The organism is Streptomyces sp. NPDC001868, assembly GCF_040297125.1.
Classification (GTDB): domain Bacteria; phylum Actinomycetota; class Actinomycetes; order Streptomycetales; family Streptomycetaceae; genus Streptomyces.
Genome location: NZ_JBEOYO010000004.1, coordinates 229,486 through 245,357, shown reverse-complemented (window position 1 = coordinate 245,357; position 15,872 = coordinate 229,486). Strand labels below are relative to the sequence as shown.

Below are 15,872 nucleotides of genomic sequence, written 5' to 3'. Positions count from 1 at the left end.
GGTCTCCCCTGCTCGGGGCCATTCAGGTCGCCCTCGGTCGCAGATAGCGGGCCAGCAGGTCGTCCAGGCTGATCAGGCCGGTGAGGCGGCCCGTGTCGTCGTGGACGACGGCAAGGGTGGCGCGGTGCCGGCGCAGGACGTCGATGGCGTCGGCCACGGTCGCGTCGTCCGGCAGGCGCGGCACCGGCCGGGCGAGGGCGCGAGCCGTGACCGCGCGTCCTCTCGACCGGGCGACCAGGGCGTCGCGGGCGTGGATCGAGCCGAGGACGGTGATGCCCAGCTGGGCGCCGGACAGCATGAACGACAGCCGCTCCAGCACGGTCAGGGCACGGGCCGCCCGCCGGTCGCCCGCCGCCGCCTCCCGGGCGAGGGCGAGCCGGTCGGCGGAGACGTACGCGAACTCCTGGGCGACGAAATAGCCCGTACCGGCGGTCAGGACGAGGACGGCCAGCAGCCCGAGCACGGCGGTCGCGGCGCTCATAGGCCGCGCCCCGGGAAGACCGTCGCCGGGAAGACCGTCGCTTGGAAGTCCATCGCCGAAAAGACCGTCGCTTGGAAGTCCGTCGCCGGGGACTCCGTCGGTCTGGCGGACACGGGCTTGCTCCTTCAGTAGGGGTGCGGCACGTGAACGATTCTGACCCGATCTTCGTTCCCGACCGCGATCGCCCGGCCCCGGCGCGGCGCTTCCCCCTCCCCGCCCCGGCGCTTCCCCCACCCCGGCGCGGCGCTCCCCCCGCCGCCTCAGCGGTCCCCGGCTCTCACCAGCCCCTTCTCGTACGCGATCACGACGGCCTGGGCGCGGTCGCGGAGCTGGAGTTTGGAGAAGATGCGGGCCACATGGGACTTCACCGTGGCCTCGCTCAGGGTGAGCCGGGCGGCGAGTTCCGTGTTGGACAGGCCGCGGCCGACAAGGGTCAGGACCTCCAGTTCGCGGGGAGTCAGGGCCCGGAGGTCGGTGTGCACGGCGGGCGGGTCGGCGGCTTCCGTGGCGAAGCGTTCCACCAGCCGCCGGGTGATGGTGGGGGCCAGCAGGGCGTCGCCGGTGTCGACCAGCCGTACGGCGGCCGCCAGATGCCGCGGTGTGACGTCCTTCAGCAGGAAGCCGCTGGCGCCCATCGACAGGGCCGCGTAGACGTAACGGTCGAGGTCGAAGGTGGTGAGCATGAGCACCCGGCAGCCGGGGGCCCGGTCCAGGATGCGGCGGGTGGCCTCAAGGCCGTCCATGTTCGGCATCCGGATGTCCATCAGCACGACGTCGGGTTCCAGCTCACGGGCCATCGCCACCGCTTCCACCCCGTCGGCGGCCTCGCCCACGACCTCGATGCCCCGGGCGGTGAGGATCAGCCGGAACCCGGTCCGGATCAGCGTCTGGTCGTCGACGACGAGCACGCGGGGCGCCGGCACCGTGTCTGCCGCCGTCACGGCCGGTCCAGGGGGATTCGGGCCCGGACCCGGAAGCCGCCGCCGAGACGGCGCCGCGCGTCCAGGTCGCCGCCGTACACCGCGACCCGTTCGCGCAGCCCCAGCAGCCCGCGCCCGGTGCCGTCCCGGTGGCGCGGGGCGGGGCGTGCGGGGTGCGGCCGGGTGGTGTCGCCGCCGGTCAGCACGCTGGGGCCGGTGTTCAGGACCTCCACGCGCAGCGCGTGGTCGGCGTACCGCACGGTGACCTCGGCCTTGCCGCCGTCGCCGTGCCGGAGCGCGTTGGTGAGGGCCTCCTGGACGATCCGGAAGGCCGTCACGTCGATGCCCTGCGGCAGCGGGCGCGGCTCGCCGGAGATCCGTACCTCGACGGGCAGACCGGCGAAGGAGATCCGGTCGACGAGCGGGCCCAGCCGGTCGAGTCCGGGTTGGGGCGCCAGTTCGGCCGACTCGCCCGGGTCACCGCCGAGTCGGCTCGCGCCGGACCCGACCACCCCGTTCCCGCCCCCGGCCCTGTCCCCTTCCACGTCCCCCTCCACGTCCCTCTCCGTGTCTGTCTCCGGGTCCGCCTCCGCGTCCTCGCCGTTCTGCGAGGGCGCCAGCAGACCCAGCAGATGCCGTAGGTCGGTCATCGCGCCGCGCCCCGCGTCCTCGACGGCCAGCAGAGCCGCCGCGGCCTCGTCCGGCATGGTGCCCAGCACCTCGCGGGCCGCCCCCGCCTGGACCACCATGAGGCTGACGTTGTGGCTGACGATGTCGTGCAACTCCCGGGCGATACGGTCGCGTTCGGCCGCGACCGCCGCCGACGCGGCACTCTCCCGCTCCCGTTCGAGCAACCAGCCGCGCTCCCCCACGGCCCGCTGCCAGCGCCGTCGCGTACGCACCAGCGCCACCGCCAGCCAGGCCGCGACCGCGCACGCCACCGGCAACGCCGCTGTCGTTCCGTCAACCCCCCGCTCCCACATAGGGTTCACCTTCGCAGACCGGTGGACCGCTCCGCATCGGCCCAGGGATGCGGGCCCCTGCATCCCCGGGATGAGACGCGGGCCGTGCTGCCATCCAGGGAGGGATGTCCCGGCCGCGCTCCTCGCCTAGCGTCCGGTGCATGGTCACTGAGGACAAAAGAACCGAGGACGGCAGAACCAAGTACGACGGAGCGGAAGCCGTCGTACGGCTCGACGGTGTGCGCAAGGAGTACGGCGAGACGACGGCACTGGACGGGGTGTCGCTGGAGATCCGGGCCGGGGAGGCGGTCGCGGTGATGGGGCCATCGGGCTGCGGCAAGTCCACGCTGCTGAACATGATCGCCGGTCTGGACCGTCCGACGGCCGGCACGGTCGTCGTGCACGGGGAGAGCGTGGGGGACCTGAGCGAGAAGGGGCTCGCCCTGTACCGGCGGCGCCGCATCGGCATGATCTTCCAGTTCTTCAACCTCATCGACGACCTGTCGGCGCTCGACAACGTGGCGCTGGCCGCCCAGTTGACCGGCTCCCCGGCCCGGCAGGCCCGCCGCCGCGCCCTTGAGCTGTTCGACGAACTCGGTATCGCCGACCGGCGCAACGCCTACCCGGCGGTGCTCAGCGGCGGTGAACGCCAACGTGTCGCCGTGGCACGGGCGTTGATGAACCGGCCGGCCCTGCTGCTGGCCGACGAGCCGACGGGTGCCCTGGACAGCCGGTCGGGAGAGCAGGTGATGGACCTGCTGCTCGACCTCAACCAGATCGGCCAGACCCTGATCCTGGTGACCCACGACGATCATCTCGCCCGGCGCTGCGCCAGCCGCCTCGTCGAGTTCGCCGACGGCCGGGTGACCGGCGAGCACACCCTGGAGCCGTCCGCGTGAGGGCCGTGTGGCGGGCCGCGCGTGCGGCGGTACGGCGGCGCAGACTCCAGACGCTGGTGATCGGCCTGGTCACGCTGACCTCGACGGCGGCGATCGTGGTGGCGCTCGGCCTGGTCGACGCGGCCTCCTCCCCGTTCGACAAGGCCTTCGGCAAGCAGCGGGGACCTCATGTCGTCGCGGCGTTCGACTCCGCGAAGGTCACGGACGGCGAACTGACGCGTGCGGTACGGCGGTCCGGGGTGGCGGCGTCCGCCGGTCCCTTCGCCCAGGCCTCGGTCGAGCTGCCGAGGGAGGCGATGGACTACGGCCTCGGCAACGAACTGACCGTCGTGGGCCGCGCCGGCCCCGGGGGCCCGGTGGACCGGCTGGACCTGTGGGCGGGCCGCTGGGCCACCGGGCCCGGCGAGGTCGTCCTCAACCGGCAGTCGGACTGGACGGCGGACGACCTGGGCAAGACGCTCCAGGTGCCCTCGGGCCCGGCGCTCACCGTCGTCGGCTTCGCCTTCGACCTCAGCCGCACCGCCGACGCCTGGGTGTCCCCCGGGCAGATCGAGGCCCTCGACCCCACGGCCACGCAGATGCTGTTCCGCTTCACGGACGCCTCGTCGGAGAAGCGGCTGCGCGCTCAACTGACCACGGTGACCGAGGAGTTGCCGACGGGCGCGCTGGCCGGTTCACGGTCGTACCTCACGCTCAAGGATCAGATAGGCAGTGCGGCGCGGGCGTACGCGCCCTATCTGCTGGCCTTCGGCATCCTCGGCATCCTGGTGTCCGTGCTGATCGTCGCCAATGTGGTCAGCGGCGCGGTGATCTCCGGCTTCCGGCACATCGGCATCCTCAAGGCACTGGGATTCACCCCGGGGCAGGTGGTCGCCGTCTACCTCGTGATGATCTCCGTCCCGGCGGTGCTCGGCTGTGTGCTCGGGACCGTCGCGGGCAATCTGGCCGCCCGGCCCCTGCTCGAATTCGCGTTCACGGGACCGGACGCGGGCGTCTTCCACGACAGTGTGGCGCTCGCGCCCTGGGTGAACGTGCTAGCCCTGGCCGGCATGCCCGCCGTATGCCTCCTCGCCGCGCTCGCCCCCTCGGTCCGCGCCCACCGGCTGTCCGCCGCGCGGGCGATCAGCGCGGGCAGCGCGCCGCGCGCCGGACGGGCCCTCGGCGTCCAGCGCCGGCTGGCGGGCAGCCGGCTGCCGCGCTCGGTGAGTCTGGGGCTCGGCCTGCCGTTCGCCCGGCCGGGCCGCAGCGCCCTCACGCTCGCCGCCGTGGTCCTCGGTGTGACCACCGTGACGTTCGCGACCGGCCTGGCCACCACGATGGACCGGTTCGGCAACGCGGGCCACGACGCCTACCAGGTCACGGTCTACGTCGGGAAATACCACGACGGCAAGGAGACCAGGCCGGTGCACGACGACCTCGAACTGCACTCCCTGCTGCGCTCACTGCCCGACGCGCGCGAGGTCACCGCCAGGGCCAACATCGAAGCCCGCCTGGAGGGTTCGACGGAGAAGCTGTGGCTCGAAGGCCGCCGGGGCGACCGGCCCCGGATGGACAGCGTGCTCACCGAGGGCCGGTGGATCCGGGGCACCGGTGAGGTCGTGGCCGGATCGGCGTTCCTGCGCCGGACCGGCCTGAGCGTCGGCGACCACATCCGCGTGGAGAAGGGTGACCGCACCGCGAACCTGGTAGTCGTCGGGGAGTTCATGCAGACCAACGCCCGTGTCGTGGTCGTCGACTGGTCGACCCTGCGGTCCGTGGCCCCTCGGGAGAATCCCATCGCCTATCACGTCGGGCTCCGCGACGGCGCCGACCCGAACGCCTACGCCCGGGCCGCCGAAGCCGCCGATCCGGGGCTCAGCCCGTCGCCGACCGGCGCCAACACCGTCACCCAGACCATCATCGGCTCCGCCACCGTGCTCACCCTCCTGCTCGCCGCCGTCGCGTCCCTCGGCGTCTTCAACACCGTCGTCCTCAACACCCGCGACCGCCGCCGCGATCTGGGCATGCTCAAGTCCATCGGCATGACCCCACGCCAGGTCACGGTGATGACGGTGGCCTCGATGGCCCTGCTCGGCACCCTCGGCTCGCTCCTCGGCATCCCGCTCGGCATGGCGGGCCACCGGCTGGTCGTTCCACGCATGGCGGACGCGGTGGACATCACCCTGCCGTCGTACATGACGGACGTCTGGAACGCCCCGGCCCTGGCCGGTCTCGCCCTGGCGGGCCTCGTCATCGCCGTCCTGGGCGCGTACATCCCGGCACGCCGGGCGGCACGGCTGACGATCGCGGAGGTGCTCCACAACGAGTGAGACGAGTGAGACGAGTGAGGGGACCGCGTCAACGGGCGGGGGCGCCGCCTCGAAGTCGCCGGGGTCGGGGGGCGCCGCCTCGAAACCCTCGGGGTCGGTGGTGCCTGTCGGATTCCGACCATCAGCGGTCCCGATCCGACCCTGCCCCCAGGGGCTCACCGCCCTAGGTTGAGGGGGAACCCCGAAAGGATCCCCCCAGATGACGGTCCAGAACGACGCCGTGGACCCCATGGCGTCACCCGCCGGCCTCCCGGCCGCCGCCGCGACACTCCGCACCTGGCTCGACGAGGCCGACCGGGTCCTGGTCGCGGCCGGCGCGGGGCTGAGCGCGGCCGCCGGGTACGACTACGGCGACGCCGCCCGCTTCAAGGAGCTCCTCCCGGCGCTGTACGGACTCGGTCTGCGCTCCCGCTATCTGCTGGGCGTACCGCTGCCGCCGGACATGATGTGGGGCTACTGGGCCGTGCACATCGACGACATCCGCTACGGCTCCGGGCCCAACCCCCTCTACCGGCGCCTGCGTTCACTGGTCGGGGAGCGCGAACACTGGGTGATGACGTCGAACGTCGACGCCCTGTTCGCCCGCAACGGCTTCGCCCCGGACCGGATCTTCACACCCCAGGGCGACTACGGCCGCCTGCAGTGCACCGTGCCCTGCGTCCAGGAGACCTGGGCGGCGAAACCGTTCCTCGACCGCGTCCTCGCCGCCTACGACCGCGAGACGGGCCGGGTGACCGACCCGGCCGCCCTGCCCGTCTGCCCGAACTGCGGGGCCGAGGTGTTCCCCAACGTGCGCGTGGGCCCGGAGTTCGTCGACGGCGCCCATCTGCCCGCCGGGGACCGACTGACCCGCTGGCTCGGCGACACGCCCGACACCGCCCGGCTGCTCGTCCTGGAGATCGGCGCCGGTTTCAACACCCCCGGCGTGGTCCGTCGGCCCATGGAGAACGTCGTACGGCACACTCCCGGGGCCCGCCTGGTACGGGTGAACCCCGACCATCCGGAGGCCCCCGCCGACCTCGGGGACCGGGCCCTTTCCGTACCGTTCGGAGCGGACCTGCTGCTGGACACGCTCGCCCCGTGAGGACACGCGATCGTGCCACAAGTACATCGACCCACCAGGACGTGAGGCACCATGACACACCCTTCGGAACCGACCGACCCGACGATCGTGGTCACCGGAGCCACCGGCCGCCTCGGTGGCCGCGTCGCCCGCCGGCTGGCCGAGCGGGGAGTGGCGCAGCGCCTGCTGGTGCGCAGCCCCGAGCGGGCGCCGAAGCTGCCCGGGGCGACGACGGCCCGGGGAAGCTTCGGCGACCGTGACGCCGTCGTACGCGGCCTCACCGGCGCGCGGACCGTGTTCATGGTGTCCGCCTCGGAGAGCGTCGACCGGGTCTCCCAGCACCAGGCGTTCGTCGACGCCGCCGTGGAGGCGGGCGTCGGGCACCTGGTGTACGTGTCCTTCTTCGGCGCCGCGCCCGACGCCGCGTTCACCCTCGCCCGTGACCACTTCCACACCGAGGAGCACATCCGGGCGAGCGGGCTCACCCACACCTTCCTGCGCGACAACCTCTACGCGGACATCATCCCCGAACTGGCCGGGAAGGACGGAGTCATCCGGGGCCCCGCCGGGCAGGGGCGCGCCTCGTTCGTCTCCCAGGACGACATCGCCGACGCCGCCGCGACGGTCCTGACCCGGCCCGCCGACCACGCCGGTAAGACGTACGACATGACCGGCCCCGAGTCGCTCACCCTGGACGAGGCGGCCGCCATCCTCTCCGAGCAGCTCGGCCGCCCTTTCCGCTACCAGCCCGAGACGATCGAGGAGGCGTACGCCTCCCGCGCCTCCTACGGCGCCCCGCCCTGGGAGCTCGACGCCTGGGTCTCCACCTACACGGCCATCGCCAACGGCGAACTCGACGGCGTCAGCAGCGCGATCCCCGACCTCACCGGCCACCCCGCCCGCTCCCTCGCCGACGTCCTGCGCACCACCCCCCGGACCCACCCGTGACAATGCCCCGCACCCTGTCCGACGGCCCGACCGCGCGAGAGGCCCCAGCGGTCCGAGCGGCCGGGCCGTCGGCGTTGCCGCTGACCGCCTACCGCACCGCGATCGCCCTGGACGACCCGGTCGTCCGGCCCACACCCACACCCACCGACGCCTCCCCCGGACAACTGGACGCGTACGTACGCACGGCGCTGAACCTGCTCAGCACCGACGCGGCCGTGCCACGGCTGGGCCTGCGCGCCGACACCCTGCGCGACCTCGCGGACGCTGACGCGACGACGGCCCGCCGGGTGCTGCGGGCCCTGCTGACGGTCCGCCCGCCGGGCCCCCTGTCCGCCGACGCGCACGACGCGGTGGACGCGGTCCTGGACTTGGAGCGCCGGCTGCGCACCACGGTCGACGTACGCCAACTGCCCACCGTCGCCGAGGAGTTCCCCGGCTCCACCCACCAGGCGGCAGAGCACCTGACCCTGTGGCGGGGAGACATCACGACCCTCGCGGTGGACGCCATCGTCAACGCCGCCAACAGCGCCCTGCTCGGCTGCTTCCAGCCCCTGCACCCCTGTGTCGACAACGCCATCCACAGCGCGGCCGGGCCCCGTCTGCGGGACGACTGCCACACCGTCATCACCTTGCAGGGCGCCTCGGAGCCGACCGGCACCGCCAAGATCACCCGGGGACATCATCTGCCGGCCGCCCACGTCCTCCACACGGTCGGCCCCGTGATCCACGGCCGCCCCGCCCCGGACGACGCCGAGGCGTTGGCCGCCGCCTACCGGGCCTGCCTCGACCTCGCCGCCGAAGTGGAGTCGATCCGCACCCTCGCCTTCTGCTCCGTGAGCACCGGCGTCTTCGGCTACCCCAGATCCGAAGCCGCCCCCCTCGCCCTTCGCACGGTCTCCGACTGGCTCGTCGACCACCCCGGCCGCCTCGACCGGGTCGTCCTCAACGTCTTCGAACCCGAGGACGAGTCCGTCTACCGACGCGCCCTCAGCGAGACGCCCACCGGTTGACCGGAGCCATCAGCACCCCTCTTGTATCTGGCGATCGATAGATACAATCGTGCGCCCCGGGCATGCCTCACCCCCAGGGCCGCCGCGAGCCCTTCCCACACCACCGGAACTCTTAGGATGGCCCCCTCACCCTCCCTCCCACTCCACTCGACAAGCGCGGGGACCGATGTCACGGCCGAACCTGACCACTTCCCTCGCCACCCTCCTGCTGGACCTGTTCCGCCGCAGCGGACTGAAGGAGGGCGCGCATGTCACGGAACAGTGGGTGCCGAGCACGTCCGTCCGGAGATGTTCCGTGCCAACGCCGAGCGGTTGCGCGACGGTACCGACGCCTGGCGCCGGCTGGAGGCGCCCGCCGGCATCCGCTTCCCCTGGGACCCGCGGTCGACGTACATCCGTCGTCCCCCGCATCTGACCGGCCTGTCGACGACCGCTCCGGACCGTCTCGCGCCGCGCGGCGCCAAGGTGTTGCTGCGTCTGGGCGACGACGTCACCACCGACCGCATCTCCCCCGCCGGCCGCATCCCCGCCGACAGCGCGGCGGGCCGGTGGCTCACCGAGCGCGGCGTCGCCCGCCGCGACCTGAACCAGTACGCGACCCGCCGCAGCAACCACGAGGTCATGCTGCGCGGCGCCTTCACCAACCCGACCGTCACCAACCTGGCGGTGCGGGACCGGAAACCGGGGCTGGGGCTGGGCGGTCACGCGTACACGGCCGACCGCTCCGGCGTCCTGCCCGTACACGAGGCCGCGCCGACCTACCGCCAGTCCGGACACGACCTGGTCGTCGTCGCCGGTCGCGACTACGGCGCCGGTTCCAGCCGCGACTGGGCGGCCAAGGCCCAGGCCCTGCTGGGCGTCCGCGCGGTCGTCGCCGAGTCGTACGAGCGCATCCACCGCAGCAATCTGATCGGCATGGGTGTGCTGCCGCTGGAGTTCACCGAGGGCGACCGCGCGTCCTCGTACGTCTTCACCGGCGAGGAGGTGCTGACGTTCGAGGGCTTCGACGGCCTGTCGGTGGGGACCCGTCCCATCGCCCTGCGCATCACGCGGAAGGACGGCAGCCGGGAGACCGTGGACCTGCGGCTGCGGATCTTCTCCGGGCAGGAGCTGTCCTACCTCCGCCACGGCGGCATCCTGCCGTACGTCGTCCGCCGCACCCTGGACCGGTCCTGAACGGACGGCCTCGGCCGGGTCACTCGTGGCCGGGCGCTCCCGCGCGCAGGCCGCGCATGACGAGGTCGAAGAGGCGGGCGGCGCGGGGCTGCCAGTCACCCCGGGGGTCGAGCTGCCAGACGCCGGCGATGGCGAGAAAGAAGTCGTCGGCGGTCACGCCCGGGCGGATGGTGCCGGCCTCGTGGTTGGCGTTGAGCAGGAGTTCGATCGCGGCGAGGAGGAGATGGGAGCCGGGTTTCGCCGCTCCGCCGGTCGCGGCGGTGGCCTGGCGCAGCGCGTCCGCCAGACCGGCCTTGGCCGTGGCGTAGCGGGCGAGGTCGTCCATCCACTCCCGCAGCGCCCGGTCGGGCTCGCGGGTGCGCGCCAGTTCGGCCGCGCTGTCGGCGAGTTGCCGTACCTCCTGGCGGTGGACCTCCAGGACGAGCGCCTCACGGTTGGGGAAGTTGCGGTAGAACGTGCCCTGTCCGACACCCGCCTTCTTCGCGATCGCGCTGAGCGGGACGTCGGCGGAACGCGACAGCTCGGCCAGCGCCACCTCAAGGATGCGCTCACGATTCCGCTGCGCGTCGGACCGCTGGGGCACCTCACTCGTCGACACCGCTCCCCCTCCTCCCTGACGCACACCCGGCACTACTGGACACGTGTCCACTTAGGCGTACCTTACCGCGATTTACGGCCAGGAGGAGCAGGAGGATGTCGAGGCGATCCGTACGGCCGTCTGCGCCCGGGGTCGTGGCCGCCACGCGCCGTCGGCGCCCGGGGCGGTGGCCGCCGCGTCATCCGGTCGGCAGGGCCCGCCGCAGGATTCCGTCCAGGTCGACGGAGCCCGGGAGGGTGCCGTACGCGTACCCCCAGTCGCCGTCGAGCCGGGTCGCGCAGAAGGCGTCGGCGACGGCGGGCGGGGCGTGGCGGACCAGCAGGGAGGCCTGCAGGGTCAGGGCCATGCGCTCCACCAGGCGCCGGGCGCCGGTCTCGTCGGCCTCGCGCACCGCGTTCTTCAGCCGGGCGGCGGCCGTGTCGAGCCGGGTGTCCGCCCCCTGGGCCAGGGCGAGTTCGGCGAACAGCGCGTCCGCCGTGCCGGGGGTGCGGGTCAACGCCCGCAGGACGTCGAGGGCGTTGACGTTGCCCGAGCCCTCCCAGATCGACAGCAGGGGTGCCTCGCGGTAGTGGCGGGGCATGCCCGAGTCCTCGACGTAGCCGTTGCCGCCCAGGCACTCCAGCGCCTCCGCGGTGAAGGCCGGGCCCCGCTTGGTCACCCAGTACTTGCCGACGGCGGTGGCGATCCGGCGGAACATCCGCTCGCCCTCGTCGCCGCGCACCGACCGGTCGGCGGCACCGGCCAGCCGCAGGGTGAGGGTCGTGGCCGCCTCGGACTCCAGCGCGAGATCGGCCAGGACGTTGCGCATCAGGGGCTGGTCGAGGAGCCGCGCACCGAAGGCGCTGCGGTGCCGTGCGTGATGGCCCGCCTCGACGAGCGTCTTGCGCATCAGCGTCGCGGAGCCCATCACGCAGTCGAGCCTGGTGCAGTTGACCATCTCGATGATGGTCTTCACGCCCTGCCCCTCGGGCCCGACCCGCCAGGCCACGGTGCCGTCGAACTCCGGCTCCGAGGACGCGTTGGAGCGGTTGCCCAGCTTGTCCTTGAGCCGCTGGACGCGGAAGGTGTTGCGGCTGCCGTCCGGCAGGACACGCGGCACCAGGAAGCAGGTCAGCCCGTCCGGCGCCTGGGCCAGCACCAGGAAGAGATCGCACATCGGCGCCGACGTGAACCACTTGTGCCCGCGCAGGGTGTACACACCGGGCTCGGCGCTGGGCGTGGCCGTCGTGGTGTTGGCGCGTACGTCGCTGCCGCCCTGCTTCTCGGTCATCCCCATCCCGGCGAGCAGCCCGCGTTTCTCGGTGGGCACCCGCAGGTCCGGCTCGTACTCCCGGCCGGTCAGCAGCGGCTCGTACACGGCGGCCAGCTCCGGCTGCCGGCGCAGCGCGGGCACGACCGCGTACGTCATCGAGGTGGGACATGTGTGCCCGGCCTCCGTGTGACCCCACACCAGGGCGCCGGCGATACGCGCGACATGGGCGCCGGGCCGGTCGTCCGCCCAGGCCGCGCCCGCCAGGCCCTCGCTCACCGCGGTCCGCATCAGGTGGTGCCAGGCGGGGTGGAAGTCGACCTCGTCGACGCGGTTGCCGTAGCGGTCGTGCGTGCGCAGTTCCGGCTCGTACCGGTTGGCCTGCTCGGCCCACTCCTGCGCCTCGGCGCCCCCGGCGAGGAGCCCGAGCCGCCGTACGTCCTTCTCGGCCCACTCCGCGCCCTCCCTGCGCAGCCCCTCCAGCAGGGCCGCGTCCGCGGAGGCGTCGTACGGGGCGAGCGGCGGGGGCTGGTTGGTGACGTCGTGGGTGGCGTACTGCGGCTGTGTGTGCGCGAGTATCGAGACCATGCGGCGAGTATTACATCATCCCTACGACCGCAGCTATGACGTAACAATGATCGAATGCCCAGTACAGTACGGGGTCATGCAGACGAACGTGTCGGGGCGGCCCGCCGAGCTCGAACTGCGGCCGTTGTCCGCGCGGTCGGTCGTCCTGAGCCTGCTGCTGGGCATGCGGCCGCCGGAGCTGCCCGTGAAGGATCTGGTGCGCCATGTGGAGGTGTTCGGGGTCGCCGGGTCCACGCTGCGGGCCGCGCTCAGCCGGATGGTGTCGGCCGGGGACCTGCGGCGGGCGGACGCGGTCTACCGCCTCAGCGACCGGCTCCTGGAGCGTCGGCGCCGCCAGGACGAGGCGGTCCACCCCGAGACCCGGCCATGGGACGGCGACTGGGAGATGGCCGTCGTCACCGCGACCGGGCGCCGCCCCGCCGAGCGCGCCGACCTGCGCACACGGCTGACGGCCCTACGGCTCGCCGAGCTGCGGGAGGGCGTGTGGCTGCGCCCGGCCAACCTCCACCGCACCCGCCCGCCGGGCCTGGACGCGGCGGTCCAGCACTTCACGTGCCGCCCGGATCAACCGACCGACGGCCCCACCAGCGGAGGCCCGACCGCCGGGGAGCTGGCGGCGCGCCTGTGGCCGCTGGACGCCTGGGCCGCCACCTCCGAGGCACTGCTCGCCCACATCGAGCGGACCCGGGAGCCCGCCGACCGCTTCACCGCCCTCGCGGCCGCCGTACGGCATCTGCTCGCCGACCCCGTCCTGCCGCCCGAACTCCTGCCGGACCGCTGGCCGGGCCCCGAACTGCGGGCCGCCTACACGACGTACCGGCGGGAGCTGGTCGAGACGGTGCTGGGGCGCGCGGACTGAGAGCCACGCGCCGGGCGCCGCCCCCTCAGGTTCGTTGTTCGACGGCCCCGGCGATCAGCGCTTCGAGCTGCTGCGCCACATGGTCGAGCGGCTGGGTGCCGCGCTTGGCGCGGCACATGGCGATGGCCCCCTCGACCGAGGCGACGACGAGGGCGGCGAGCGCGGCGGCCCGTTCCGGGTCGGCGCCGTGTGCGCGCAGCGAGTCGGCGAGCAGTCGCTCCCAGCTGTCGAACGCCTCGGCGGCCGCGGCGAGGGCCGGGGGGATGGTGTCGGCCGGGGGTTCCTCGACCGATACGGCGAGCACGGGGCAGCCGGCGCGGAACCCGCTGTCGAGGACGATGCCGCGCCACAGGGCCAGGAAGGCACCCAGCCCGGCGACCGGCCCCTCCTCCAGCGCCTTGCGCAGGATGCGGACGACGGCCGCGTCCGCGTACCGCACGGCCTCGGTGGCCAGTTGTCCCTTGCCCTCGGGGAAGTAGTGGTAGGTCGAGCCGAGGGGCGCCTCGGCGTGTTTGGCCAGGTTCCGGATGCTCGCGGCGTTCAGGCCGCGCCTGCTGATCAGATCGGCCGCCCCGGCCACGATGCGTTCACGGGACGGCGTGCCGCCTTGGGTCAAGGCCGTACTCCCCTCTGGCTATATCGCTCGTCATAGTCTAGCGTGACCTCCGTTTATAACGATCGTCATAGATCGTGCGAAGGGCGTCGGCCCCCAGCCGACCCCTGAGACCCACGATCCGAGACCCACGATCCGAGACCGACGAGCCGGGAACGACGAGCCGGGAACGACGAGCGAAACCGACGATCCACACCCCCGAAGGGATTCCGTCATGCCGATGATCCGGCTCACCGCCCCGACCGGTTCGCTGACCGAGGAGGGCCGCGCGCGGGTTCAGCGCGAGCTGGCCGCCGTGCTGCTGCGCTGGGAGGGCGCACCGGACACCGCGTTCTTCCGCGCCCAGGCGTGGAGCTATCTGGCCGAGCTGCCCGAGGGGGCGCAGACCACGGCGGAGGACGACGCGCCGCGCTTCCTCGTGGAGGTGACCGTCCCGCAGGGGGCGCTGTCCGAGCGCCGCAGGGCCGGGCTGATCGAGGAGGCCACCAGGACCGTCCTCGAAGCCGCCGGGCTCACCGGGGACGACGCCCTCCGGGTGTGGGTGCTGGTGCACGAGCAGCCCGACGGCACCTGGGGCGCGGGCGGCTCCGTCATCCGCTTCGCCGACCTCGTCGCGCTGACGAAGGGGCAGCGGACCGATGCGTGAACTGACCTACGTGGCCCGCCACACCGTCGAGTGGCGCGAGGCGCCCGACCCGAAGCTCCGGTCGGACGCGGAGGCGATCGTCGCCCCGGTGGCCGCCACCTCGTGCGACGTGGACTCCGCGATCCTGGCCGGACACGGCTTCATCGACCCGCCGTTCGCCCTCGGCCACGAGTGCGTGGCCCGCGTCGTCGAGACCGGCGACGCCGCCACCACCGTGACCCCCGGCGACTTGGTGGTCGTCCCCTGGTCCATCAACTGCGGCTCCTGCGACCACTGCCGGGCCGGGCTCACCGCCCACTGCGCGGCCGTCCCGCACATGGCGATGTACGGGGCGCCGATCGGCGGCAGTTGGGGCGGCCTCTTCTCCGACCTGGTCCGGGTGCCGTACGCGGACGCCATGCTGGTGCCCTTGCCCGCCGGCCTCGACCCCGTCGCCATGGCCTCCGCGAGCGACAACTGGTCCCTGTCCTGGCGCCTGGTCGCACCCCACCTGAGGAACCGGCCCGGCGCCCGCGTCCTGGTCGTGGCCCGGGGCAGCATCGGCCTGTACGTCTGCGACATCGCCCGCGCGCTCGGCGCCTCCGACGTGCTGTACGTCGACCCCGACCCCGAACACCGCGCGCTCGCCGAGGACTTCGGCGCCCGTACCGCCGGGACACTCGAACCCGTCGGGCACGGCTTCGACATAGCCGTCGAGGCCACCGGCCGCGTCGACCAACTGGCCCTCGCCGTCCAGTCCCTCGTGCCGGAAGGCGTCTGCGAGTCGGCGGGCAACCACTTCCGCCCCGGCGAACTGCCGCTGCTCGACATGTACCTCACCGGGGTCACCCTGCGCGTCGCCCGGGACAACGTCCGCGCCCACATCCCCGACGCCCTCGACCTGGCCCGCTCCGGGAAGGTCGACCCCGCGCGGGTCGTCTCCCATGTCCTCGACTGGGAGCGACTGCCCGACGCGCTCCCGGAGAAGCACCTCAAGCCCGTCTTCGTACGCGCCGACGACTGACCCGGCCCACGGGGGGGAACGGGCAGACGGGCAAGCCGACGCGCCTCTGTGATCTCCGTGTGATCGCCGCACCGCAGTCTCCCCCTCTGCCAGGAGACACACGGGGTACGGTCGATCGGGCGACGGCACATGACTATCCGCCCTGGCGACGATCCTCATCGCGCGGGTCACCGCCAAGGGCGCCGGCCCGCTGCCGCAGAAAGCCGTCCCGGCACGCTCCGCCCGTCCGGCCGCCACCGCCGGAACAGCGCTCATCGCGTTCTTCCTGGTGATCCTCTCGTACCAGTCGGCCGCCGTCTCCCTCCAAACGGCCTTCGCGGGTGGCGGCCGGCTCTCCGAACCGGGTGACCTCCTGCGCCAGTGGCTGCTGCTCTGCGCCTGGTCGGGCCCGGCGGGCACCCCGCTCGGCGGCTGGTTCCTGTACCGCGTCATCGATGCAGTACTGCTCGGCGTGGTCTGATGGTCCCTGCGCCTGCTGCCCGGCCTGCTCACCCGGGCCACGGTCCCCGCGCTGGCGGTCGGCGCGGTCTGCGCGACCGTACTCGGCC

The 15,872-nt window shown here is 73.1% G+C and carries 16 protein-coding genes; 10 read left to right on the top strand and 6 right to left on the bottom strand.

Annotated features, from left to right (window positions below):
• Window positions 1–22: 22 nt before the first annotated feature.
• The 3 genes from ABT147_RS07585 to ABT147_RS07575 all read right to left on the bottom strand — a co-directional run bounded on the left by ABT147_RS07585 (window position 23) and on the right by ABT147_RS07575 (window position 2,384).
• Window positions 23–481 carry a CNNM domain-containing protein gene (locus ABT147_RS07585; RefSeq protein WP_351403266.1) on the bottom strand — a complete coding sequence of 153 codons (459 nt, stop codon included), beginning with the start codon at window positions 479–481 and terminating at the stop codon, window positions 23–25.
• Between the two features lie 260 nt (window positions 482–741).
• Window positions 742–1,422 carry a response regulator gene (locus tag ABT147_RS07580; protein WP_351403265.1) on the bottom strand — a complete coding sequence of 227 codons (681 nt, stop codon included), beginning with the start codon at window positions 1,420–1,422 and terminating at the stop codon, window positions 742–744.
• Window positions 1,419–2,384, bottom strand: coding sequence for a sensor histidine kinase (locus tag ABT147_RS07575; RefSeq protein ID WP_351403264.1), 966 nt, complete (start codon window positions 2,382–2,384; stop codon window positions 1,419–1,421). Before ABT147_RS07575 ends, ABT147_RS07580 begins: the two co-directional genes overlap by 4 nt.
• Window positions 2,385–2,524: 140 nt before the next feature.
• On the opposite strand from ABT147_RS07575, the gene ABT147_RS07570 reads away from it, so the two are divergent.
• From ABT147_RS07570 to ABT147_RS07545, 6 genes are all read left to right on the top strand, one after another.
• Window positions 2,525–3,262 (top strand): ABC transporter ATP-binding protein, encoded by a 738-nt coding sequence (locus ABT147_RS07570; RefSeq protein ID WP_351403263.1) that lies wholly within the window; start codon window positions 2,525–2,527, stop codon window positions 3,260–3,262.
• Window positions 3,259–5,571: an ABC transporter permease gene (locus ABT147_RS07565; protein ID WP_351403261.1), complete on the top strand. Its 2,313-nt coding sequence runs from the start codon at window positions 3,259–3,261 to the stop codon at window positions 5,569–5,571. Before ABT147_RS07570 ends, ABT147_RS07565 begins: the two co-directional genes overlap by 4 nt.
• A gap of 199 nt (window positions 5,572–5,770) precedes the next feature.
• Entirely contained in the window at window positions 5,771–6,655 is an 885-nt protein-coding gene (locus ABT147_RS07560) for an SIR2 family NAD-dependent protein deacylase (RefSeq protein ID WP_351403260.1), read from the top strand.
• A gap of 51 nt (window positions 6,656–6,706) precedes the next feature.
• The gene (locus ABT147_RS07555) at window positions 6,707–7,582 is read left to right on the top strand and encodes an SDR family oxidoreductase (RefSeq protein WP_351403259.1); all 876 of its coding nucleotides are present in this window, start codon (window positions 6,707–6,709) and stop codon (window positions 7,580–7,582) included.
• A 2-nt stretch (window positions 7,583–7,584) separates the two neighbouring features.
• Window positions 7,585–8,592, top strand: a complete 1,008-nt coding sequence (locus ABT147_RS07550; RefSeq protein ID WP_351403337.1) for a protein-ADP-ribose hydrolase — start codon at window positions 7,585–7,587, stop codon at window positions 8,590–8,592.
• A 288-nt stretch (window positions 8,593–8,880) separates the two neighbouring features.
• Window positions 8,881–9,768 carry a hypothetical protein gene (locus ABT147_RS07545; protein ID WP_351403258.1) on the top strand — a complete coding sequence of 296 codons (888 nt, stop codon included), beginning with the start codon at window positions 8,881–8,883 and terminating at the stop codon, window positions 9,766–9,768.
• A 19-nt stretch (window positions 9,769–9,787) separates the two neighbouring features.
• Here ABT147_RS07545 and ABT147_RS07540 read toward each other — a convergent pair whose 3' ends face one another.
• The gene (locus ABT147_RS07540; protein ID WP_351403257.1) at window positions 9,788–10,366 is read right to left on the bottom strand and encodes a TetR/AcrR family transcriptional regulator; all 579 of its coding nucleotides are present in this window, start codon (window positions 10,364–10,366) and stop codon (window positions 9,788–9,790) included.
• 178 nt (window positions 10,367–10,544) lie between these two features.
• Window positions 10,545–12,203, bottom strand: coding sequence for a DNA alkylation response protein (locus ABT147_RS07535; protein ID WP_351403256.1), 1,659 nt, complete (start codon window positions 12,201–12,203; stop codon window positions 10,545–10,547).
• A gap of 76 nt (window positions 12,204–12,279) precedes the next feature.
• Between ABT147_RS07535 and ABT147_RS07530 the strand changes: the two genes are divergently transcribed.
• Entirely contained in the window at window positions 12,280–13,062 is a 783-nt protein-coding gene (locus ABT147_RS07530) for a PaaX family transcriptional regulator C-terminal domain-containing protein (protein ID WP_351403255.1), read from the top strand.
• A gap of 25 nt (window positions 13,063–13,087) precedes the next feature.
• On the opposite strand, the gene ABT147_RS07525 is transcribed toward ABT147_RS07530, so the two are convergent.
• Complete coding sequence (locus ABT147_RS07525) at window positions 13,088–13,678, bottom strand: TetR/AcrR family transcriptional regulator (protein ID WP_351403254.1); 591 nt, start codon at window positions 13,676–13,678, stop codon at window positions 13,088–13,090.
• A gap of 211 nt (window positions 13,679–13,889) precedes the next feature.
• Between ABT147_RS07525 and ABT147_RS07520 the strand changes: the two genes are divergently transcribed.
• The 3 genes from ABT147_RS07520 to ABT147_RS07510 all read left to right on the top strand — a co-directional run bounded on the left by ABT147_RS07520 (window position 13,890) and on the right by ABT147_RS07510 (window position 15,784).
• On the top strand, window positions 13,890–14,321 hold the full coding sequence (locus ABT147_RS07520; RefSeq protein WP_351403253.1) for a tautomerase family protein: 432 nt from the start codon (window positions 13,890–13,892) through the stop codon (window positions 14,319–14,321).
• Entirely contained in the window at window positions 14,314–15,324 is a 1,011-nt protein-coding gene (locus ABT147_RS07515; protein ID WP_351403251.1) for a zinc-dependent alcohol dehydrogenase, read from the top strand. The genes ABT147_RS07520 and ABT147_RS07515 overlap by 8 nt, the downstream gene beginning before the upstream one ends.
• 268 nt (window positions 15,325–15,592) lie before the next feature.
• Window positions 15,593–15,784, top strand: a complete 192-nt coding sequence (locus ABT147_RS07510) for a hypothetical protein (RefSeq protein WP_351403250.1) — start codon at window positions 15,593–15,595, stop codon at window positions 15,782–15,784.
• Window positions 15,785–15,872 lie beyond the last annotated feature (88 nt).